We start from the raw sequence: 20312 nt of genomic DNA, 5'->3' as shown, positions 1-20312 counted from the left end.
ATATGACTTTAAAGTTTTATAAAGATTTTAATACAATAGGAGATTTAGAACTTTTAAAAGGTATACCTATACTTTGTAATATTGATGCAGTAGAAGATACTTTTTTGATAGCAATACTTTCTACTATACTTAGAAAAAAGCATTTTTGATAATATAAAACTTTTACACCATTTGGTAGATTCTTTGAGTGAAAAACTTTATGGAACGATTAATAATAGCTCATATAATTTTGTATATCCACTTATCAATAGGGTAGCTAGTTATTTAGTTGAACATCTTACAGACAAAAATTATATAATTTTGAATTCATCATATTTAGACATTGCCCAATTCTTAGGTACAACATATAGACATTTGAATAGAACTCTTAAAGAAATGGAATCAAAATCAATTATAAAATGTGGTGATAAAAAAATATATATATTAGATATAAACAAACTTAGAGAATTATCTAAGAATATTTATGTAAAGCCACTTTAGAATATAATTAAAAATAATTTTATGTAAAATGACCTTTCTCTTGCGTTGTTGAAAGATTTGCTCCAATATGCGAGCCATAAAGAATTGGTGCAAGGGTTGAAGAATTGATTTAAAGCTAATTTATAAAATTACTTTGATTGCACAGCCTAAGAAGTTGGACATATAATATTTTTTAAAAGAAGAAGTTGTTTTAGAATTTATATTTTTGATAATGGATATATTTGTTTAAACAAATATATCCATTATCCTTATTTATAATATTTATTCTTTTATGAATCAATATTTTCATTAGTATGAATAGCAACATAAACTTTTGCAAAAAATTATTATGTTTAATTTGTTAATTGAAAAAATTAGACTATTAATTTTATTTTCTCTTTCTAAACAAAATAAATAATATTGCACTAATGCCCATTAAAAGGGGATATGGCAGATATCTCATAATTGCAATTGGTGTCAAGCCAGATAAAGTAGCAGCTGATAACAATTGTGCCCCATATGGAATTATACCCTGTCCTAAGGAGGCAAATATATCTAGAAGAGATGCTGCACGAGTTGGCGATACTTCAAATTCATCGCTGAGTTCTTTTGCAATTGGTCCTGCCATTACAATTGCCACTGTATTATTAGCTGTGCATAAATCTAACAATAATACTAAAATAGATATACCAAACTCTGCACCACGTTTTCCACGGATTCTCTTTCTTACAACATGTAAGATATAATTTACTCCTCCATATTCTTTTACCATTGCTACAATTGCTGCCACAATAATAGATATAATAGTAATATCATACATTCCAGTTATTCCATCTCCTAGAGATACAAACATATTTGAAAAGTTCATTGCTCCAGTTGATAATCCAACAATCAATGATAAGATAGTACCACTAATGAGTACTACAAATACATTAATCCCTATTAATGCACCAATTAGCACAAGAAAATAAGGCATTACCTTAATAAAGCTATAATCTAAACTTCCAAAATTTTGTGATGTTTCATTTCCAGCAATTATAAAAAAACATATTGCTGTTATAATAGCTGCTGGCAAAACAATAATAAAGTTCTCCTTAAATTTATCTTTCATTTCACATCCTTGTGTACGTACTGCTGCAATTGTTGTATCTGAAATCATTGATAGATTATCTCCAAACATTGCTCCGCATACTACTGCTCCAATACAAATTGGTAATGGAATTCCAGTCTTTTCACTAATCCCAACTCCAATTGGTGCCATGGCTGCAATTGTTCCCATGGAAGTTCCCATAGATACTGAAATAAAACATCCAATTATAAATAAACCAACTACTGCAATATTTGAAGGCATAATACTAAGTCCTAAATTTACAGTACTTTCTACTCCACCTGCAGCCTTTACTGCACCAGAAAAGGCTCCAGATGCTAAAAAGATTAGACACATTGTTACAATATTTTCATCTCCAATGCTTCGTGAAATAACCTTCATATTTTTATTAAATCCATGTTTTTGATGTTGTAGAAAAGCTACTAATAATGCAATTAAAAATGCTACAATAGCAGGCATTGTATAAAAATCCTTACTTAAAAAACCTACTCCTAAAAAAATAACTAAAAACACTCCAATTGGCAATAATGCCCATGGATTTTGTCTTTCATTTATATTTTCCATGATTATCCTCCGTATTTTAATTTCTGCTTTCATAAACAAAGCTAACAATTTTCAAGGATATCACATTATAAGAACAATCACAAGTTATTTTGTAGTTTCTATAATTTAAGTTCGATTTATGTCGATAGAGTAGATTGAGCAGACATAAAAAGTTAAACAACATTATAATTAAAGCATGTATGAATAAACATAATTTTAGAAATTGATTATAATATACTAAAGGAAGAGGGGCTATAAAAGATTATATAACGTGGAGGAAAAAGTATGTATGATAAAATAATGGAATCAGTTGAATTTATTAAATCAAAGGTAAATAGAAAGCCTAAAATAGCTGTAATATTAGGTTCTGGATTAGGTGATTTAGTTAATGTAGTAGAAGATAAAGAAGATATTTCATATGAAAGTATTCCGAATTTTCCAGTGCCTACAGTTAAAGGCCATGAAGGAAAATTAGTATTTGGAAGAATAAATGATGTAGAAGTATTATTAATGCAAGGAAGATTTCATTATTATGAAGGATATACAATGAAAGAAGTAACATATCCTGTTTATGTTATGAAGCGATTAGGAATAGAAAAAATAATTGTAACAAACGTATGTGGTGGTATAAATACAAGTTTTGAACCAGGAACATTAATGTTAATTAAAGATTTTATAAACTTATTTGGAGATAATCCTTTAATTGGAGTTAATGATGAAAGACTTGGAACAAGATTCCCAGATATGTCAGAACCATATAAATTAGAACTTATAGATAAGGCAAAAGAAATAGCAAAATATAAATAAAGAAGTATTAAAAGATTTTCATGATGAACTTTTAAATAGATATATAGAATTATTTAATGAAGATAAAAATGCAATATTTAGAATGAAAGAATTATGGGGGTACATGATTCACATATTTTCAGATAATAAAAAGTATGATAAAAAAATAAAGAAATCACAAAAGTTAAGTGATTATAACGAAGCAGTTTTAAGCTTATTTATGGAACAGGAAATCATAGAAGGGGCAGGGTTATTTAGCTAATGAAGTGTTAAAATTAAAAATATAAATATAAAAGCCATAGAGAACGTATTTCCCTATGGTTTAATTTCTAGAATTTAAAAAATCTTTCTTTGAATGAGCATGGCGCAGCTACTTTTTTAATGTTAATATATTTAGTTTATGTTATATGATTCTAGCAAATTATTTTTTTGCATATCCAGTTGAAAAATCTACAATATTCATTAATTTTTCATCATTTAATAAATTGTTCAGATTATGTATACTTATTTCTAAAATGGTTTCTAGTGTCTCTTTTATATGATATCCACCAGAAATATGAGGCGTAATTATTATATTATCTATATCCCATATTCTATGATTTTTAGGAAGTGGTTCAGGATCTGTTACATCTAATCCGGCACCCAAAAGATGACCGCATTTTACTGCATCGCATAAGGCTTCAGTGTCTAAAACATTACCTCTTCCTACATTTAAAAGTACAGAATTTTTTTTCATTAAATCAAGTTTTTCTTTTGAAAACATTTTATATGTTTCATTTGTATTTGGAAGACTAAGTGCTACAACATCAGCTTCAGGTAATAGCTCATCAATTTTATCCATCAAATATAATTCATCAATAAAATCAGGCTTATTTAAATTTGATCTTCTTACGCCTATTGTATGAGCCCCAAATGCTTTTACTCTTTTAGCAAATTCTTCTCCAATGTTCCCAAGGCCTATTATTAAAACCTTAGAGCTATAGATTGATCTAACCATTCCTTCATCACGCCATATATGATTTTTTTGATTATCTATATATATATTTAACTTTTTAAATATGGTTAAAAGAACTGCTATCATATGCTCAGAGATAGCAAGTCCATATGCACCAGTTGCATTAGTTAAAATTACATTTTCACTTAATACCCCATCTTTTATATAACTATCTGTACCAGCACTATTTAGTTGAAGCCATTTTAATTTATGTGCATCTTTTAGAAGATGCGGAGGTGGATTACCTATTATTACATCTATATCTTGCACTAAATTACTAGTGATATCATTGGAATTTTTGAAAATAAAATTTATTTTATCAAATTTATTTTCAAGTTTATTTTTTTGAGCATCATCTAAAGGTAATAGAACAAGTACATTATCTATATTCATATAAAATCACTCCTTAATAGATTTAATTTACTAATATATATAATACCATATTGCTTTAGTAATGTAGTAAATATATTAAAACAAGTATATATATTTAGTTAAGAAAGTATGTGTCCAATATGAGAATGATTTAGCTAATACGTAGGGAATCAGTAGATATATTATATGCTGATATGGATGGAGTATTTATAAAATAATTAAAGACACTTTCATTTATTTACTTGACTTTATTTGATGGGAATCCATACATTATGCCAATTAAAATACTCATCTCCAGGTTTATACATAGCTATAATTTGTGTAATGATATCACCATTCAACTCTAGATTATTTTCCTTCATATAATCAAAAGCAGGTTGCATAATTTGAGACGTTAAAAACTGACTTGAGCGTGATGGAACACACATATAAAGACATAATTGTGATGGATAATAATGAATATATCCTGTTTCTTGTATATTTAGCAGTCTTGCAAATTGCTCTTCTATACCTATTCCAAAGTCAAATTCAGTATTGTTATTTAAAATATTATTTTTTTTAAATAATGCTGTAGAAAAAACAAAGGGAATTTTTTCACTCATGCTTTTGATTTCAATTTGCTGTTGTTTAGATAAGATCAGATGATAATTTGTTTGTGTATTGATACGAAACATAGCTGGATTCTTTTTTATTGATAATTGTACTGATTGATTCTGAAAATCTTCTATGAGTGAACGATTAATTCGTATTTGCTTTAATAAATTCATATAATAAACAATCTGTTTTTCAATCAATAATTCTTGTTCAAATAAAACATCATTAATATCATCAAGATTACTCTTTTGTAACATTTTTACAGTTTGTTCGATTGTAAAACCAAATCCAAGATAACAACGTGCTCTTATCATCATATGTAAATCCCATGTTGTATAATAACGATATCCTGTATTTTCATCATGTATAGGCTGAATAATTCCTTTTCTTTCATAATAACGAATCGTTTCAGCAGTGATTCCAAGCATTTTTGCTAGTTCTCCAATTGTATATGTTTGATACATAATAAACCCCATCTTTCAAATTGTTTTAAAGTTTTTTAGTATATATGTTCTAATTAACAATGTACATTGTACAATTGACAATGAAGGTTGAAATGTCTTCAAGATTTCTTAAATTTATTACGTAGATTTATTGTCAGAACTTATATATTTTATCATATTTTAAGTTAAGGCTATGCTTTAATATAATGTTGGAATTGAATGAAAAATATAGATATGATTGTCCATCTATATTTTTAATTTAACTTATAATTGTTTAAATATGGCAATGCTTTTTAATATAGCTTTATAATCAAATGCAGTATAAAGCTATATTGCACTAATTGCTAAAGATAAAACTAATATACTATAAACAATTATAAATTTTATTTTACTATGTTTGTCCAGTTTGTAATAAGAATCAGTTTTGTATTGTATAGTAAAATTATACGCTTGATAAATAGTTAAATTTTCATCATTTTCTTTTTCTATAATCTACTTCACTTCTTTGTATAAATGTAATAAAACACAATAATTATGTCATTTTATTACCATCTTAAATTATAGTTTTATATTTCAATTATTATAACATAAGTTACATACTTTAGTTAAAAATATACAGATATAAAAAATAAATGATGAGTATCTCATTGACTTTCAAGCTGTTTGATAGTTTACAATAAGATTGTCAAAAAAATATCAAATAAAGGAGAGAAAATAAATATGGATGAAAAAAAAGTGGTTTTAATAACTGGAGGCGCAATGGGTCAAGGAAGAGCTCATGCTTATAAATATGCTAAGAATGGTTATAATGTTGTTTTAGCTGATATGCTTGATCCTCAAAACGATGTATTCCAAGAAACAATCAAAGGATGTGAACAATTCAATGTTGATGTTTTAGGAGTGAAATGTGATATCACTTCTAGTGAAGATATGGAAAATCTTTTTGAGCAAGCATGGAATAAATTTGGTCGTTTTGATGTTGTCATTGCAAATGCTGGTATTATCAATTTTGGATATACTTGGGAATTGACTGATGGACAAGTTGAGAAAGTAATGAATATTAATTTAATTGGAACATGGAGAACAAATAAGTATGCTGCAAAATATATGTTAAAACAAGGTTTCGGAAGAATCATTAATATATCTTCAACTTCTGGATTATATGGTACACCTAAACTTGCAACATACTGTATGTCAAAATGGGGAATTTTGGGATTAACAAAAACTTTAGCTAAAGAAGTAGGTCCTAAAGGAATTATTGTCAATGCTTTATGCCCAACAAAAGTAAAAACTCCAATGTGTGAAACTATGGACTATGTTCATTTCATTAATGAATTAACAGGAAAAGATTTTAAATCTGTAGAAGAAATGTATGCAGGTGTTCCATTCTTAGAAGTAGAAGATATTTCTAATATGGTATATTGGCTTGGAACAAGTCCTGAAGCTGGAAAATTCAATGGTCGCGAAGTAGCATTAGATTTAGGAACATTACAATAATTATAAGATAAAGGGAAATAAAAAATGAATGTTTATAAATCAACCAGATGGCGTGTTTTTGCAGGCGTTTGGATTCAAAGTTTATTTACTTCAGCAACTGCTTTCTTTAGTTTATTTTCATTACCGTTGTGTAATCGATTTAATTGGAGCAGTTCTGATTTTTCAATGGCTTATACAATATATATGTTTATATATTGTGCTGTAGGTTTTCTAGGTGGAATCTTGGCAGAAAAACTTCAACCTAGAGTTGCTATATATATAGGATTAGCTTTATTTTCAGGGGGATGGATTTTAACTGGGTATGCAAATACAATTCCGTTTTTATACATTGTATATGGGGTGATTGCTGGTGCTGGTGCTGGTATGATCTACCCAGCATGTTTACCAACAGCATTGAAATGGTTTCCGGACAAAAGTGGCTCTATTTCAGGGTTAGTGCAAGCAGGTGCAGCATGTGGACCATTTATAATGTCACCAATTGCTCAAATGTTAATTGATAATTTTGGTCCTCAGACTGCATGCAAGATTTTAGGAGTTGTCTTTTTAATTGGTATTGGATTAGTTGCATGGATGATTATTCCTTGCCCTGATGGTTGGGTTCCAGAAGGATGGGTTCCTTCAAAGAGTCAAAGTCAGGAATTAAGAGCTAAGGATTATAATATTCCTCAAATGGTTAAAAAACCAGTATTCTGGGTAATGCTATTTATGTTTATCTTTGCTAATGCCGCAGGGACAATGATGGTAAGTGCGACTTCACCAATTGCTCAAAATCAAATTGGTTTATCTGCAATGACGGCTGCTTTATGTGTAAGTTTAATGACTTTATTTAATATGTTTGGACGAATTTCCTTTGGATTTATTTATGATAAGTTGAAAGGATGGAATTCATTGATTCTTGTTTTATTAATTAATGGTCTGTCTATGTTAATGTTAACAATTGCTCATTCCTATGTTTACTTTATTATTTGTATTGCTTTAGTAGGTTTTTCATTTGGAGGATTATTAGTTGTATTTGCACCTATGGTAAAAATCATTTTTGGTTCAAAATACTATAATCGCAATTATGGACTTATTTTCATTGGATATGGAATTGGTGCCTTTGTTGGACCAAAAATCTCTGCTAGCTTTTATGATGCAAGTGGATCGTATGTTATAGGATATATCGGATCTGCTATATTATCTGCCTTAGCTATACTTCTTGTAATTGTTGCTAAAAAGATGGTAGTAAAGATGAATAGTTATGATTAAATAAAAAAACGTTTCAAATTTAACAAGGATTAAATTATTATAAAAAAGAGTAGAAAAATATAGCCAGGTACTAATTGGGGCTAGTATAGTTTTATGGACACATTTTGAAAATAAATTATAATTGAAATAAGAGAAATGTGTCCCCAATATTGATCTAGGTACATATTGTTTTAGTAGTGTAGTAAATAATAAAATGTAAGCATATGTAGGCTTATATATTTATATGCGATTAGAATTATTTAGATAAATAAGAAGCTTTTTTAAAGCAGAATTTTTAATGGTAATAATATCATAGTAAGGGATATTAGTACGTTTTGAATACTCTGTTAGAGTTTTTCTTCTAAAATAAACAGCAGTAATAAGGGCTTTTTCTTTGGAATTTAATTTATTAATAGCTAAAAACAGATTTTCATAATCAGCTTTTTCACAAAGAGTTTCATCTATGGTTTGAGTGTTAGAACTTAAAACATATTCTAGATTACTACATAAAGTAAGAGCTTCATTACCTTCAGCAGAACTTCTGTTTTTACTTTTTTCAATTAGTGCATTGATACTATTCTTTATACCATTTACAGCATAGGCAACAAATCTATGATATGAAGCTTCATATAAAACGACACATTTAAAAAGAATACTGTAACATTCACTTTGAATATCTTCAATATCATATCCATGTATAAAAGTTTTTTTAGAAATGCTTATTATAAAAGGGCGAAATTCAAGGAAAAGAAGTTCCTTTGAATATTTATCACCAGCTTTAGATCTTACAGCTAGATTTTCAATGTATACATAATCCATAAAGGTCTCCTTAAAACAGACATATTTATAGCAAAGTGAGTAATAGATATATACAGTATATATGGTTTAAAAAAGTGTTTTAAGGTTTTTGCTCTTGTTTTACAAATAATTACATAAGATACAATGGAGGTACTGAGTTTAGTGGATAAAAACCGAAATTCAATATATGATATGCTTGATTGCGTAAATATTTCAGCTAAAAATTCCAATGAAAGAATTAGAACTATAAAATTCAATTTAGAAAATATAAAGAGCAGCTTTGGGGAAAGCTACTCTTTATATTAATTCTATATTTATTTAATAAGGGATAATAATGAAAAACTTTTAAATCACTTTATGTTTATATTATATATGTGTAATATGTCAATTTTGTGTCTAAATATAAAATGTTTAAATAAAGAGCTTGACTTGTGCATTAATTTAAGAAAATTTACCATCGGATTTTTATTGATATTTTACCAGTATAATTTTAAATAAAAAAGTAGCATATAAACCTCAAACATGCTAGATTTATTGTTGCGAAACCAAATCTAAGGAGATTTATATGCTGACAACAATATTAAACCAAAATGAAACAATTATCAACTATATTTCAGAGTTAAATCTGCCATATTCTTCTGCGATAAAGAATCATATGGTAAATATAGTATCTGGAATTATTGTAACAGAAGGAAGCAAAACTATTTCATCTGTTCATAATAAAATTACATGCAATAGAGATCGAAGTACTGGTTCAAGGTTCCTAAGTTCATATTCATGGAATCATGAATATGTTACGCAAGAACGCATATTTCATGCAATATCTGAAATTTCCAACACTTGTGAAGATAGTGATGTTGGATTCCTAATCATTGATGATACCTTAACTAAGAAAAATACTTCAACTAAAAAAATTGAAGGCTTAGATTTTCACAATTCACATGCTGATGGCAATAAACCTAAATGGTCACACTGCTTAGTTACATCGCATTATAAGATTAATGATTATTCTATACCTTTAGATTTTAGACAATATCACCGAAAGGAATCGAGTAAAAAACTATCTAAAAAATTTCTAGATAAAAATGAACTTGCGATGGAACTGATTAATGAATTCACTCCTGTAACTAAAAACAATTATTTACTAGTTGATTCATGGTATACTTCAGCAAAAATTTTGCTTCACGGTTTAATAAATGGTTGTCACACTATAGGGAGAATAAAATCTAACAGAGTAATATATCCGGCTGGCATTAAAACAAATGTCAAAAAGTTTTCTTCATACATTAGGACTAATGAGACTAGCTTAGTTACCGCTAGTAATAACAAGTACTATGTTTATAGATATGAAGGAAAACTTAATGATATTGAGAATGTAGTTGTACTTATAAGCTGGACTAAAAACGATTTATCTGATAATCCAGCATTCATTATAAGTACGGATGTTTCACTCGATAATAAAACCATAATTTCATATTACGAAAAGCGTTGGGATATTGAAGTAAGTTATAGATATCATAAAACAGCTCTTGGTTTTGATGAATTTCAAATTCAATCTTTAAAATCAATACATAGATATTGGAGCATGATATTTTTAACGTATACTTTTCTTAAGATTTTCAGAGTCAAATGTGGAAATTATATAAATTTAAAAATATTGGAGATGTAATATTGCACTTCCGAAACAACTATTTGGTAAAAATAGTTTCTTTTGCACATGAATGTGCAGATAACGGGATTGATTTACAGGCTACTATTGCCAAATTAGGACTAGTAGCTTAAATTTTTCCTATTTACTGCACAAGTCTAGTAAAGAATTTTTATGGTAAAAAAATTAAAAGATGATAGAATGTAAATAAAAGAAAAAAAGTGATGAATATCAAGGGTAGGAATATATAGGTGAATACAATATCAGATATTTTAAATGATTTTAAGATATATCCCGTCATATGGAAAAATAACAAATATACACTTTGTTTAAATTTATCAAAGGATATTGATTATGAGAAAACAAGTGATCCAATATATATAGATACAGTAAATAAACGGTGTATTGAAATTTTTAAAGAAATATTTGAAGATAAAGATGAAATTATGTTTATTGCTAATACCTACAGCGATGATTTTGTATATGACTTTGTAAAAATTAAAAGTTATATAAGGAATAAAAATGTATTAAAAACTTTAAATTTAATTAGTGAAAATATGGAAATTGAAAATGAAGTTATAGAAATAAAGCATTATTGTCTAAAGTGTAAAGTAAATGATTTAAATTATAACAAACTTATCAGGCACTTGACAGAACAGGATTTAGGAAAAAATTATAAAGGATTAGCAGATTATTATATTGTTAAATTAAATGAAAAAATAGTGTTCAGATACTGCTTAGATGAATATATAGATATTGTTTTTGATAATGTTGATAATATGAATCAATATAAAAGTAGATTTTTAAATTATTATGAAGAACAATAAAAACTTAAAATTTAAGGAGAAATAAAGATGGAGATTATAGGGATTATAATAATTGTAGTACTACTTATATATGAAATATGTTGGAGGCCAATAGTTTGCAATAAAAAGATAACAGCACATATTTGTAGTATTGGGGGAGAAGTAGGAACCATAGAAAGGCTAAGTGTTAGAGAGGATCTATACAATGTTTATTACAGTATAAGCGGACAAGAACATCATTCAGTTGTTAAGTTTAATTTGTTTTATGAGGCTGAATGGAAATAGTTTTTATGATAAAAGATAAATTATGTAATTTGTTGGAACAGTTAATTATTTAGAGTGAAGAACAGCTTCATTTATTATGTGAATTTATAAGAGGGGGATACTGTATGAAAACAAAAAAATATATTATGATTATGAGTATACTGATTTTAATTTTTATAACTCTAATGAGTCAAGGTAACATAGGCGTATCAAAATATAATATGGAAAAAGATGCACGCAAATCACAAAAAATGCAAGAAGATTGGTTAACAGCAAAATATATTAATGATGATTTTGGTGCTTTTCTTTTTTACTCCAAAGATTTAAGTGAGTATACATTCTCTATATATCAGAATAGAAGTGGATTTTCATTTGGATATTTTTTTTATTCAGGTGGTAGTGTGTCAAAAATTTCAGATGATATTGTACAATTCAATAGTAATGATCAAGGGAGTATATTTTTATCTCTTAATAAGATGAATGTATCAAAAATAGAAATAGATAATTGTTTACAAGAAGTAGAGCATATACCGATTGAACCTAATAAACCTTTTACAGTAATAATTCCAAAAGATAGCGGAGAAATAAGGTTTTATGATGTTAAGGCAAGCTTAATTTCATATGAGCGTATTGTAGGTGTACAGTTATAATTAATTCAGGAGATTTTTCTAAAGATAGCTAGCTCTAAAAATTCCAATATGTAGACTATTAGATAGTTTTAAATTCATCATCAAAAATAATAAGTTTAGTGGGAACATCATTATTAAGCATTACTACCATGTCAATGTTAGAGGAATTATCAAACCTGTAAAGCCCCTCTGTATAAGTATTTGAAATAGTAGGAATATTAGTATTACTAGAAATTGTGCTAGCTATAACGCTATTAGTCAATGTTATAAAAAACATAAATACTATTAGAAAATATAATTTTTTAATCATATGAATTCACCTTTTTTATTTTTAATATTAGTATTTGATAAAAGTGTTTTTTTATGTTTTTTAATATAAACTTTTTTATAATTAATATGTCTATAGAAAACTACCATATTATTCAATTTTCAAAGAACAAATTCTTTCAATTAGCTCTCTATATGTGGATTTGACGTAGAAAGTAATAAAAATATTCTTTGAAAACTAAATAGTGCAATATTTATAAAAAATATAATTAACCCAAAAGGTGGATTGTAAGTTTTGATTTATTACAAATTGTAATTTGAAAAGGAGATATTAAGTGAGAGTATATGAAAATAAAGAAGAATTAAAAAGTAAGATTAAGAAAACGTATGAAAAATATATTTTAGAATTTGATAGCATTCCTGAAGATTTTAAGGATAAAAGATGTGAAGAAGTAGACAGAACTCCTGCTGAAAACCTTGCCTATCAAATGGGGTGGACAACTTCAGTTTTAAAGTGGGAAAGTGATGAGAGAGCAGAAATAGAAGTCAAAATGCCAACTGAAAAGTTTAAATGGAACCAGTTAGGTGAATTGTATCAATGGTTTACAGATACATATGCTCACTTATCTTTAAGAGAATTAAAAAATATGCTCGACAAAAATATTGAGGATATTTATAAAATGATAGATGGTATGACTGAAGAGGAATTATTTAAACCTCATAAAAGGAAGTGGGCTGATGAGGCTACCAAAACAGCAGTATGTGAAGTATATAAATTTATTCATGTAAATACAGTTGCACCGTTTGGGACTTTTAGGACTAAGATAAGAAAGTGGAAGAAAGTATCATTATAAATTTTGATTTTTAGGGGGGATTGAATGGGGAAAATATTAGGTTCTTGGAGTGGTATGCGTAAATATCTTGAACAAGAAATGCTTGCAGAATGTTTGTGTGGACGAGTCAGATATATCTGCACTTCATATGTTGGTATGGATGGATGCCATATTTTTGAAATTTATATCGACGATAAGTTGGTAAAGCAATTTTCTTGGGAAACCGTTAATACATATTATATTAAAAATGGATACAAGAAAAACTCAAATCCTGTTGGTATCAGAGAATATTGGGATGAATTTTGGTTCCTTATGGATACTGTACCTATAGAATATAGAACTGAATACACTGATAATGAGTTCTGTGAAGCACTTGAAAACTATCGAAATCAGAGTATTAAAGATAGCATAACTTCCAAGAATCCGTTGGAAAGAATGTTTGCTATGTTAGATAGGCGGATTGGAAAAAGAATCCTTATTAATGAATATGGAGGTTGTAAAATGAAAATACTACTTTTTTTAGCTAAAGGATTTGAAACAATGGAATTTAGTGTATTTGTAGATGTTATGGGCTGGGCTAGAAATGATTATAATCATGATGTCTCAGTAGTAACTTGTGGATTTCAGAAACAAGTTATAAGTACATTTAATATTCCTGTAATAGTAGATAAAACAATTGATGAAATCAATGTTGATGATTATGATGCACTTGCTATTCCTGGTGGCTTTGAAGAATTTGGTTTTTATGAAGAAACTTATGATGAGCGTTTTTTGAATTTGATAAGAGAATTTGATTTAAAAGGAAAAATTATTTCTACTATTTGTGAAGCTGCTTTACCTGTAGGTAAAAGTGGAGTATTAAAGAATCGTAAAGCTACTACATATCATTTAAGAGATGCATATAGGCAAAAACAGTTAAAAGAATTTGATGTTAATGTTGTAAATGAACCAATTGTAGTTGATAGAAATATTATTACTTCATATTGTCCAGAAACAGCTTCAGGTGTAGCGTTTAAACTTTTAGAAATGCTTACATCTAAGGGAGAAATGGAAATTGTTAAAGTCGCTATGGGATTTTAATAGGATATTAGCATAATCTGACTTTTAAAATCATGTATATTATATGAAAAAATATAAGAGGTATTGACGTAATGATTAATAAAAACTTGTTCTTTGAAAATTGAACAATATGATATTTAAAATATAAGTTATAATTGATTTATAATAGTAAACAATTGTGAAGAGATTGTTTGGAGATAATAAGGTAGGGAGGATTGAAATTGAAAATTGACAATAAAATATATCATGTAGCAAGTGTTATATTCAGCATACTTACAATTATTTCTGTATTTTTTGTAAATATTGATATTGCACTTATATTTTTGGGATTTTCTCAATTATTTAGTGGTTTAAGGGAAGTTAAATTATCACAAGGTATGGATTCAAAAGAAACTTGTAAGAGAAATAAGCATGTAGGAATATTTTCCATAATTGTAGGCTTATTTATTATAATCACTTATATTATTAAGCTTGTGTTTTAGAGTCACAATGTTTTGTTGCATATTTTTCTGAAATTATAAATTAATAAAAATAAATAGTATATTATAAAATTGCATTATTAAAAATAATTGAATTTTCGATTTTTTTTATTAGTCATATGCAGATTTGACTTAGTTATTATAAAAAGTGGTCTTTAAAAATTGAATAATTTGGTACAATTTATATAGATTGTTTATAAATAATTAGTTATACTAAGCAGAATTATAAAGGAGAAAAAATAATATGCTATTAACAGAATTAAGTAGATATATAAGTTTAATTTTGCGGCATAATCCAGAAGTGGTGGGAATTGCTTTAGATGAACATGGTTCGGCAAATGTGGAAGAGCTTATTAACGGTATTGCAAAAAACTATGAGTTTAATATGGATATTTTAGAGGAGATTGTAAAGACGGATAATAAACAGCGATATTTGTTTAATGATGATAAAACATTAATACGTGCAAATCAAGGTCATTCAATACCTGTATATGTTGAACTTGAACTTGAAAAGATTGCTCCTCCTGAATATTTATGGGATTGAACAGGTGAGAAATATGTTGATTCTATTGACAAGAACGGATTGATTTCCATATCACTTTATTCTAAATAATAAATGAGTAGTGTGGTATTTTTTATGCATAAAATGTAGATATTGCAAACTAATTAAGAAAATTTGAGCTTTGAAAATTGAATAGTACGGTATTTAAAATTATACAATAAAATAACAATAATAATACAATTTCATATGTTTTATTTTTATTGTATAATTGAGTAAGAATCTAAAAAGAGTAGATTCAATAAATTAATTGGAGGGAGTTTATGGGAAATATTTTAAAGAATATGCTAAAATTAAGTGTTGATATTACATATGAAGACTACACTGTTTATCCAACAGTTAGTATTACAAAGGATGCTATTGCTAATTATTGTGTAAAAGAAAAGATTGATTATGAATTCCTAGAAAATAATGAAGATGACAATATGCAAGTGAAATTAGATGGCAAACTTTATGAGATACTACGTTTTAATGGTGGTAGAGGTGGTTATGGAATTAAGTGTAGACCAATTTAACATCAATAAAATTTAAAATATATTAATAAAAATACCATACTATTCAAAATTGAATATGTGGTATTTTTATATGCACAATTGTAAATGAATGGGAAGGAGTGATATATGATGGAATTTAAAGAAGTAAAAATCGAAATATATGTTCCAGAAGAATATATAATAAAATTACGTGATGAACTTAATAAAGTTAATGTATGTAAGATTGGAGATTATGATAATGTTATTTCAATAACAAATGTTAGAGGTTATTGGAGACCTTTAGAAGGTTCAAATCCCTTCAATGGTGAAGTGGGGAAGATATGTGAAGGTACTGAATGTAAGATGGAGATAAGATGTAAAAGAGAATATGCTAAGAATGCAATTAAGATTATCAGAGAAATTCATCCTTATGAAGAACCATTAATAAATATTGTTCCAATTGTAAATGAATTATTTGAATAGAAAGTTAAATAATTTGCAGTTTTCTTAAATTATAAACCAATAGAATTAAATAACAAATTGTAAAATCGTATCATTCAGATGATTGAATATGCAATTTTTTTACTGCGAAATTCTTAGATTTTATGTAGCAAGTAATAAAGGTGTTTTGAAAAATTGAATAATTCAGCATTGGTATAATGTGATATAATTGGAATTAAAGTAATTATTTTTAAGGAGGATATGATGAAGGTAATAGTAGCATTAATTCCATTGATTATTTTTTGAATTCCAGCATTAATATTGTGGGGCTTAGGAATTTATGCTTTGGTCTTATTAATTAAGGTTATTAAGATTTATATCCAAAAGAATTCTTAATTTCTATACATAATTGATACAAGTATTAATTTAAGAAATATTTAAAGATACTGCACTATTCAATAAATGAATTTGCAGTATTTTTTATATTTAAAATACTACGGAATTCTTATACAGGATTAAGGGATTATGAAATCAGAAAAGCAATAAAATTTCATGGAGCAGTATATTTATAAACAGGAGATTTTACGATTATTAAAAGAAATATATTTGTAAATTTAAGTTTAGATATTCAAATATATTAAAAATTAAAAGAACTAAATAACTAATGTACTATTATTTTTAGGAATATAAATTCTTACGAATTTGCTTATTTATTGGGGCTTAAGGGGAACTATATAATATAATTAACAGGTATATACCACTTAGCGAAGAATGAGCTTAGTGGTATATATCTCCTATGAACGAATGTGAATAGGAGTTTCCTTTAAAATAGTATGATATCCACATTATCTAAAAAATAAATATTTTATTTATTCCTTTTTGCTAAAATATGATCAAAATCAGCTCTAAAAGCAGAAATTAATAATTTTCCAATAGGGTCTTTTGGATTATTATAATCATCAAAAATTTGGCTGGATTCTGTAACCGAAGTCCACTCAGCAACAGTATCTAAAGCCTTTTTTAAAAATTTAAAATCATCTCTTACATCTATATAATTGTCTTTATCTATTCCATATATCCAATATTCTTCAGGAAGTTCACTGATAACTACAAGTTTTTCTATAACAGTTTTTGAAGGATTCCTTTTACCATTTTCTATTAAACTATAATAACTTTCACTGATATCTAGACTATCAGCCATTTCTTTCTTTGTTTAAATGAAGTTTAATTCTATACTCTTCCAATCGTTTATTAAACATATTTATTCCTCCTATGTATAACTATAAGATACATGTACGAAAATGTAAATTGAAAATAGAAAAAGATGGAAATGATATTTACAACACCCACATAATGCGTAGAAGTAGAAATCTAAATTATATATAGGTTATACACGTATCTTACTCATAGAAATAATAGTCTGAGGTAACTTTTCTTAAATGAAATTAATATAAAAACGCTTTACAAACAAATGGTATTAATTTACAATTTAATAAAAGGGAATAGTAAATAAAATAGAAAGTATGAGAGAGGAATCATTATTGAAGAAAAGCGAGATAGAGTTTAATAAAGTCCATAATGATTTTAAATATGACATACAAAATAAATCTATAAATTATATTCGCAAAGAAAAATTTCGAAATCGAAAAGAAAGTTTTCGTAAACAAAAAGAAAGTTTGGAAGTAAGCAGATGCAATAGAAGTAACTAATTTAAAGCGGATTGATTATGTTTAAAGGAGGTATTGAGATTGAACTTTTATATATTTAGACATTATGTTCTTATATGTAGCAGAATGAATATAATTCCAAACTTTGATGGACTAATGCATTTTAAAAAATTCCATGATTGGGAGAGGAAAAATTATGGTTGAAGAAAGAGGGTTTAAGCTTAGAACCAATATGTTTAATGATCCTAAGATGAAGATAATTGCAGATCATGACGAAGGGGATTTTATAGAAGGCATATGGTTTAGAATTTTATGCTTAGCAGGAATAGTAAATGATGGTGGTTATCTATATATTAATGAAAGATATTCCATATACACTTAAAACCCTTGCTATAGAATTTAATAAGCCTTATGAAAAGGTTAAACTTTCTATGAAGGTATTAATAAAGCTTCAAATGATTGAATTAACTGAAGATAAATTTTATGTGGTAAAGAATTGGACAAAGTATCAGAATGTTGATGCACTTGAAAAGCAGAGAATAGAAACCAATAGAAGAGTAGCAAAACATAGAGCTAAAAAGAAGCTTGAAGAAGAGAAAAAGAAAAATCTAAAGAATCAAAATGATGAAGTAGAGACTATAAATGAGCATAAAGAGGAATATGTAGAAGAAGATAATATTAAAGGTGACATTGAAATTTTAAAAGATAACATTTTAAGTAATGATGATGTAACAACATGTAATGTTACAGTACCAGCAAGTAATGTTACTGTAACAGATAAGATAAAGAATAAGACACAGAACAAGAATAAGAAAAAGAGTGATGGTGATAAGATTAGCGATAAAAAGTTAAATGATGAATTAAGTGAAAATTGCATAAAGCTTACTAAGTATTATGAGGGCATAACAGGAAAAATAGGAACACTTGATTATGGAAAACTTCGCCTTGCTATATGTATGCATGGTGTAGATAATGTAAAAAATGCTATTGATAAATCTATAGAAGTGGCGAAGTATGATTTTAATTATATAAATGGAATACTTAAAAATTGGAGAAGGGAAGGGTATCCAAACTTAAACCTAAAAGAAGGAGGTCATAAGAGTGGAGGAAAGTTCAATAGAAAAGGTAATGGACAGAATAAGAATGAATTTGCAGGATTTAAGCCTAAGAAACCAAGAGTCCTTACATAAGAAGAACGAAAAAAGACAGAAACTATTCTCATATAAATGTTGTAAGTGTAAGGATACTGGATGGATTCTTATACCACAGGAAAAAATGCAGCCAGTTGCAATAACTTGTGACTGTCAGAAAGTTCAAAAGAACAAGAGGGAATGGAAGTTATGTGGAATAAACCCAGAGATGGTTGGGTATAAGTTTTCTAACTTTGAAGTCTGGAATGAAACTTCAAAGTTAGTTAAAGATACAGCTAGTACATATTTTAATGACTTTGAACAAATCAGAAATAGCAGAAGAAATAGCATTTTATTATGTGGACAGGTTGGTAGTGGAAAATCACATTTAAGCATTGCACTTGCATTAAATCTATTAAATGCAAAGATAAGAACAGTTTATATGCTTTATAGAGATGTTATTACTAAAATAAAGCAAAATGTAATTGATGAGAAAAAGTATGCATCTATGATATTAAAATATCAGGTTTGTGAGGTACTTCTTATTGATGATTTGTTTAAAGGGAGACTTAATGAAAGTGATGTAAATATAATGTTTGAGATAATAAATTATAGATATCTAAACTTTCTTCCTATTATTGTGAGCAGTGAATTTACAATTGAAAAAATGCTGGAATTTGATGAAGGAATAGGATCTCGTATATATGAAATGAGTAAGGATTATGTTGTAGAAATAAAAAATGATATTAGAAATAATTATAGATCGAAGTAATGGAGGGTATTTATGGGTAATTCAGGAATTGTAAGATATTTAGATCCATTAGGCAGAATTGTAATACCAAAGGAGATTAGAGATTTACTTTGCTTTGGAAAGGATGATCCTATAGAAATTATTAAAATTAATAATACAGTTATTTTGAGAAAATATAAAGAAGGATGCATATTTTGTGGAAATGAGAAGGAGGTTGTTAAGTTTGAAGGGGAAGGTGTTTGTTTGAAGTTTAGGAGGAAGCTTGGGAAAAGTTGAAACAAGTAATTGATATTAAATAGTTTAATATAGAAGATTAATATTGGTGGACTCAGAAATGAGTCCATTTTTGTTATAAATATAATATTCTATGATTAAGATTAAAAAAGAGGTGCATGGAAATTATTTGAAGTTAAATTTATGCCCAAAATAAATAATTTAAAAATTAAGAATATGAAAAGTTATATAGTAATACTATATAAATCCAA

The 20312-nt window shown here is 27.3% G+C and carries 23 protein-coding genes and 5 pseudogenes; 22 read left to right on the top strand and 6 right to left on the bottom strand.

Features of this window, described 5'->3' with window-relative positions; all coding sequences use genetic code 11:
• Positions 1–2: 2 nt before the first annotated feature.
• Positions 3–480 (top strand): annotated as a pseudogene (locus CNEONATNEC86_RS21320) (Crp/Fnr family transcriptional regulator); the annotation flags it as partial.
• Positions 481–847: 367 nt separating this feature from the next.
• On the opposite strand, the gene CNEONATNEC86_RS13860 reads toward CNEONATNEC86_RS21320, so the two are convergent.
• On the bottom strand, positions 848–2131 hold the full coding sequence (locus CNEONATNEC86_RS13860; protein ID WP_159136242.1) for a Na+/H+ antiporter NhaC family protein: 1284 nt from the start codon (positions 2129–2131) through the stop codon (positions 848–850).
• Positions 2132–2395: 264 nt separating this feature from the next.
• On the opposite strand from CNEONATNEC86_RS13860, the pseudogene CNEONATNEC86_RS13855 reads away from it, so the two are divergent.
• Positions 2396–2905, top strand: a pseudogene (locus CNEONATNEC86_RS13855) (purine-nucleoside phosphorylase); the annotation flags it as partial.
• 4 nt (positions 2906–2909) lie between these two features.
• Positions 2910–3158 (top strand): annotated as a pseudogene (locus CNEONATNEC86_RS22045) (diguanylate cyclase); the annotation flags it as partial.
• A 159-nt stretch (positions 3159–3317) separates the two neighbouring features.
• On the opposite strand, the gene CNEONATNEC86_RS13845 reads toward CNEONATNEC86_RS22045, so the two are convergent.
• Together CNEONATNEC86_RS13845 and CNEONATNEC86_RS13840 are read right to left on the bottom strand one after the other, a co-directional pair.
• Positions 3318–4283, bottom strand: a complete 966-nt coding sequence (locus CNEONATNEC86_RS13845; RefSeq protein ID WP_159136241.1) for a D-2-hydroxyacid dehydrogenase — start codon at positions 4281–4283, stop codon at positions 3318–3320.
• A gap of 227 nt (positions 4284–4510) precedes the next feature.
• The gene (locus CNEONATNEC86_RS13840; RefSeq protein ID WP_159136240.1) at positions 4511–5320 is read right to left on the bottom strand and encodes a helix-turn-helix domain-containing protein; all 810 of its coding nucleotides are present in this window, start codon (positions 5318–5320) and stop codon (positions 4511–4513) included.
• 699 nt (positions 5321–6019) lie between these two features.
• Here CNEONATNEC86_RS13840 and CNEONATNEC86_RS13835 point away from each other — a divergent pair.
• Both CNEONATNEC86_RS13835 and CNEONATNEC86_RS13830 read left to right on the top strand, forming a co-directional pair.
• Positions 6020–6796 carry an SDR family NAD(P)-dependent oxidoreductase gene (locus CNEONATNEC86_RS13835; protein ID WP_159136239.1) on the top strand — a complete coding sequence of 259 codons (777 nt, stop codon included), beginning with the start codon at positions 6020–6022 and terminating at the stop codon, positions 6794–6796.
• Positions 6797–6820: 24 nt separating this feature from the next.
• Positions 6821–8044 (top strand): L-lactate MFS transporter, encoded by a 1224-nt coding sequence (locus tag CNEONATNEC86_RS13830; RefSeq protein WP_159136238.1) that lies wholly within the window; start codon positions 6821–6823, stop codon positions 8042–8044.
• Between the two features lie 219 nt (positions 8045–8263).
• Here the strand turns inward: CNEONATNEC86_RS13830 and CNEONATNEC86_RS13825 are convergent, their stop codons facing one another.
• Positions 8264–8842: a sigma-70 family RNA polymerase sigma factor gene (locus CNEONATNEC86_RS13825; RefSeq protein WP_159136237.1), complete on the bottom strand. Its 579-nt coding sequence runs from the start codon at positions 8840–8842 to the stop codon at positions 8264–8266.
• 141 nt (positions 8843–8983) lie between these two features.
• Here CNEONATNEC86_RS13825 and CNEONATNEC86_RS13820 point away from each other — a divergent pair, with 141 nt between their 5' ends.
• From CNEONATNEC86_RS13820 to CNEONATNEC86_RS13800, 5 genes and pseudogenes are all read left to right on the top strand, one after another.
• Positions 8984–9127: a hypothetical protein gene (locus CNEONATNEC86_RS13820; protein ID WP_159136236.1), complete on the top strand. Its 144-nt coding sequence runs from the start codon at positions 8984–8986 to the stop codon at positions 9125–9127.
• A 259-nt stretch (positions 9128–9386) separates the two neighbouring features.
• A pseudogene (locus tag CNEONATNEC86_RS13815) lies at positions 9387–10603 on the top strand (IS701 family transposase).
• Positions 10604–10720: 117 nt separating this feature from the next.
• Positions 10721–11296, top strand: a complete 576-nt coding sequence (locus CNEONATNEC86_RS13810) for a DUF3885 domain-containing protein (protein ID WP_159136235.1) — start codon at positions 10721–10723, stop codon at positions 11294–11296.
• Positions 11297–11323: 27 nt separating this feature from the next.
• Positions 11324–11560 (top strand): hypothetical protein, encoded by a 237-nt coding sequence (locus CNEONATNEC86_RS13805; RefSeq protein WP_125148573.1) that lies wholly within the window; start codon positions 11324–11326, stop codon positions 11558–11560.
• A gap of 104 nt (positions 11561–11664) precedes the next feature.
• Positions 11665–12189 carry a hypothetical protein gene (locus tag CNEONATNEC86_RS13800; protein ID WP_159136234.1) on the top strand — a complete coding sequence of 175 codons (525 nt, stop codon included), beginning with the start codon at positions 11665–11667 and terminating at the stop codon, positions 12187–12189.
• A gap of 58 nt (positions 12190–12247) precedes the next feature.
• On the opposite strand, the gene CNEONATNEC86_RS13795 is transcribed toward CNEONATNEC86_RS13800, so the two are convergent.
• The gene (locus CNEONATNEC86_RS13795) at positions 12248–12478 is read right to left on the bottom strand and encodes a hypothetical protein (protein ID WP_125148571.1); all 231 of its coding nucleotides are present in this window, start codon (positions 12476–12478) and stop codon (positions 12248–12250) included.
• 292 nt (positions 12479–12770) lie between these two features.
• On the opposite strand from CNEONATNEC86_RS13795, the gene CNEONATNEC86_RS13790 reads away from it, so the two are divergent.
• The 7 genes and pseudogenes from CNEONATNEC86_RS13790 to cutA all read left to right on the top strand — a co-directional run bounded on the left by CNEONATNEC86_RS13790 (position 12771) and on the right by cutA (position 16321).
• Complete coding sequence (locus tag CNEONATNEC86_RS13790; protein ID WP_159136233.1) at positions 12771–13289, top strand: ClbS/DfsB family four-helix bundle protein; 519 nt, start codon at positions 12771–12773, stop codon at positions 13287–13289.
• A 24-nt stretch (positions 13290–13313) separates the two neighbouring features.
• Positions 13314–13736: pseudogene (locus CNEONATNEC86_RS22040) on the top strand (SF0329 family protein); the annotation flags it as partial.
• A 33-nt stretch (positions 13737–13769) separates the two neighbouring features.
• On the top strand, positions 13770–14348 hold the full coding sequence (locus CNEONATNEC86_RS13785; protein ID WP_159136584.1) for a DJ-1/PfpI family protein: 579 nt from the start codon (positions 13770–13772) through the stop codon (positions 14346–14348).
• A 200-nt stretch (positions 14349–14548) separates the two neighbouring features.
• Positions 14549–14809, top strand: coding sequence for a hypothetical protein (locus CNEONATNEC86_RS13780; RefSeq protein WP_159136232.1), 261 nt, complete (start codon positions 14549–14551; stop codon positions 14807–14809).
• A 241-nt stretch (positions 14810–15050) separates the two neighbouring features.
• Positions 15051–15350 carry an RNA 2'-phosphotransferase gene (locus CNEONATNEC86_RS13775; protein ID WP_159136231.1) on the top strand — a complete coding sequence of 100 codons (300 nt, stop codon included), beginning with the start codon at positions 15051–15053 and terminating at the stop codon, positions 15348–15350.
• A gap of 278 nt (positions 15351–15628) precedes the next feature.
• Positions 15629–15880, top strand: coding sequence for a DUF4318 domain-containing protein (locus tag CNEONATNEC86_RS13770; RefSeq protein WP_159136230.1), 252 nt, complete (start codon positions 15629–15631; stop codon positions 15878–15880).
• Between the two features lie 105 nt (positions 15881–15985).
• A complete protein-coding gene (gene cutA / locus CNEONATNEC86_RS13765) occupies positions 15986–16321 on the top strand; it encodes a divalent cation tolerance protein CutA (RefSeq protein WP_370468818.1) in 336 nt (111 codons plus the stop codon).
• 823 nt (positions 16322–17144) lie between these two features.
• On the opposite strand, the gene CNEONATNEC86_RS13760 is transcribed toward cutA, so the two are convergent.
• Entirely contained in the window at positions 17145–17480 is a 336-nt protein-coding gene (locus tag CNEONATNEC86_RS13760) for a helix-turn-helix domain-containing protein (protein WP_125148567.1), read from the bottom strand.
• A 547-nt stretch (positions 17481–18027) separates the two neighbouring features.
• Here CNEONATNEC86_RS13760 and CNEONATNEC86_RS21840 point away from each other — a divergent pair.
• The 5 genes from CNEONATNEC86_RS21840 to CNEONATNEC86_RS13745 all read left to right on the top strand — a co-directional run bounded on the left by CNEONATNEC86_RS21840 (position 18028) and on the right by CNEONATNEC86_RS13745 (position 20103).
• Positions 18028–18150 carry a hypothetical protein gene (locus CNEONATNEC86_RS21840; RefSeq protein WP_276508228.1) on the top strand — a complete coding sequence of 41 codons (123 nt, stop codon included), beginning with the start codon at positions 18028–18030 and terminating at the stop codon, positions 18148–18150.
• Complete coding sequence (locus CNEONATNEC86_RS21620) at positions 18143–18328, top strand: phage replisome organizer N-terminal domain-containing protein (protein WP_243145361.1); 186 nt, start codon at positions 18143–18145, stop codon at positions 18326–18328. Before CNEONATNEC86_RS21840 ends, CNEONATNEC86_RS21620 begins: the two co-directional genes overlap by 8 nt.
• Complete coding sequence (locus CNEONATNEC86_RS13755) at positions 18279–19136, top strand: phage replisome organizer N-terminal domain-containing protein (RefSeq protein WP_253073999.1); 858 nt, start codon at positions 18279–18281, stop codon at positions 19134–19136. Before CNEONATNEC86_RS21620 ends, CNEONATNEC86_RS13755 begins: the two co-directional genes overlap by 50 nt.
• Before the next feature lie 85 nt (positions 19137–19221).
• Positions 19222–19848: an ATP-binding protein gene (locus CNEONATNEC86_RS13750; RefSeq protein WP_125148935.1), complete on the top strand. Its 627-nt coding sequence runs from the start codon at positions 19222–19224 to the stop codon at positions 19846–19848.
• Positions 19849–19860: 12 nt separating this feature from the next.
• On the top strand, positions 19861–20103 hold the full coding sequence (locus tag CNEONATNEC86_RS13745; RefSeq protein ID WP_159136229.1) for an AbrB/MazE/SpoVT family DNA-binding domain-containing protein: 243 nt from the start codon (positions 19861–19863) through the stop codon (positions 20101–20103).
• Positions 20104–20312: the final 209 nt, after the last annotated feature.

This window comes from Clostridium neonatale (genome assembly GCF_900465025.1).
Taxonomy (GTDB): Bacteria; Bacillota; Clostridia; order Clostridiales; family Clostridiaceae; genus Clostridium; species Clostridium neonatale.
Note: the sequence above shows the minus strand (reverse complement) of the source record. Positions and strands in the feature narration are given on the sequence as shown.

Bases quoted from the DNA above. Each gene is read 5' to 3' on its own strand.
- cutA (WP_370468818.1), top strand. From the start codon at position 15,986: ATGATGGAATTTAAAGAAGTAAAAATCGAAATATATGTTCCAGAAGAA.
- CNEONATNEC86_RS13750 (WP_125148935.1), top strand. From the start codon at position 19,222: ATGCAGCCAGTTGCAATAACTTGTGACTGTCAGAAAGTTCAAAAGAAC.
- CNEONATNEC86_RS13800 (WP_159136234.1), top strand. From the start codon at position 11,665: ATGAAAACAAAAAAATATATTATGATTATGAGTATACTGATTTTAATT.
- CNEONATNEC86_RS13745 (WP_159136229.1), top strand. From the start codon at position 19,861: ATGGGTAATTCAGGAATTGTAAGATATTTAGATCCATTAGGCAGAATT.
- CNEONATNEC86_RS13845 (WP_159136241.1), bottom strand. From the start codon at position 4,283: ATGAATATAGATAATGTACTTGTTCTATTACCTTTAGATGATGCTCAA.
- CNEONATNEC86_RS13775 (WP_159136231.1), top strand. From the start codon at position 15,051: ATGCTATTAACAGAATTAAGTAGATATATAAGTTTAATTTTGCGGCAT.
- CNEONATNEC86_RS13840 (WP_159136240.1), bottom strand. From the start codon at position 5,320: ATGTATCAAACATATACAATTGGAGAACTAGCAAAAATGCTTGGAATC.
- CNEONATNEC86_RS13830 (WP_159136238.1), top strand. From the start codon at position 6,821: ATGAATGTTTATAAATCAACCAGATGGCGTGTTTTTGCAGGCGTTTGG.
- CNEONATNEC86_RS13835 (WP_159136239.1), top strand. From the start codon at position 6,020: ATGGATGAAAAAAAAGTGGTTTTAATAACTGGAGGCGCAATGGGTCAA.
- CNEONATNEC86_RS13770 (WP_159136230.1), top strand. From the start codon at position 15,629: ATGGGAAATATTTTAAAGAATATGCTAAAATTAAGTGTTGATATTACA.
- CNEONATNEC86_RS13860 (WP_159136242.1), bottom strand. From the start codon at position 2,131: ATGGAAAATATAAATGAAAGACAAAATCCATGGGCATTATTGCCAATT.
- CNEONATNEC86_RS13760 (WP_125148567.1), bottom strand. From the start codon at position 17,480: ATGGCTGATAGTCTAGATATCAGTGAAAGTTATTATAGTTTAATAGAA.
- CNEONATNEC86_RS13825 (WP_159136237.1), bottom strand. From the start codon at position 8,842: ATGGATTATGTATACATTGAAAATCTAGCTGTAAGATCTAAAGCTGGT.
- CNEONATNEC86_RS21620 (WP_243145361.1), top strand. From the start codon at position 18,143: ATGGTTGAAGAAAGAGGGTTTAAGCTTAGAACCAATATGTTTAATGAT.
- CNEONATNEC86_RS13805 (WP_125148573.1), top strand. From the start codon at position 11,324: ATGGAGATTATAGGGATTATAATAATTGTAGTACTACTTATATATGAA.
- CNEONATNEC86_RS13755 (WP_253073999.1), top strand. From the start codon at position 18,279: ATGATGGTGGTTATCTATATATTAATGAAAGATATTCCATATACACTT.
- CNEONATNEC86_RS13785 (WP_159136584.1), top strand. From the start codon at position 13,770: ATGAAAATACTACTTTTTTTAGCTAAAGGATTTGAAACAATGGAATTT.
- CNEONATNEC86_RS13795 (WP_125148571.1), bottom strand. From the start codon at position 12,478: ATGATTAAAAAATTATATTTTCTAATAGTATTTATGTTTTTTATAACA.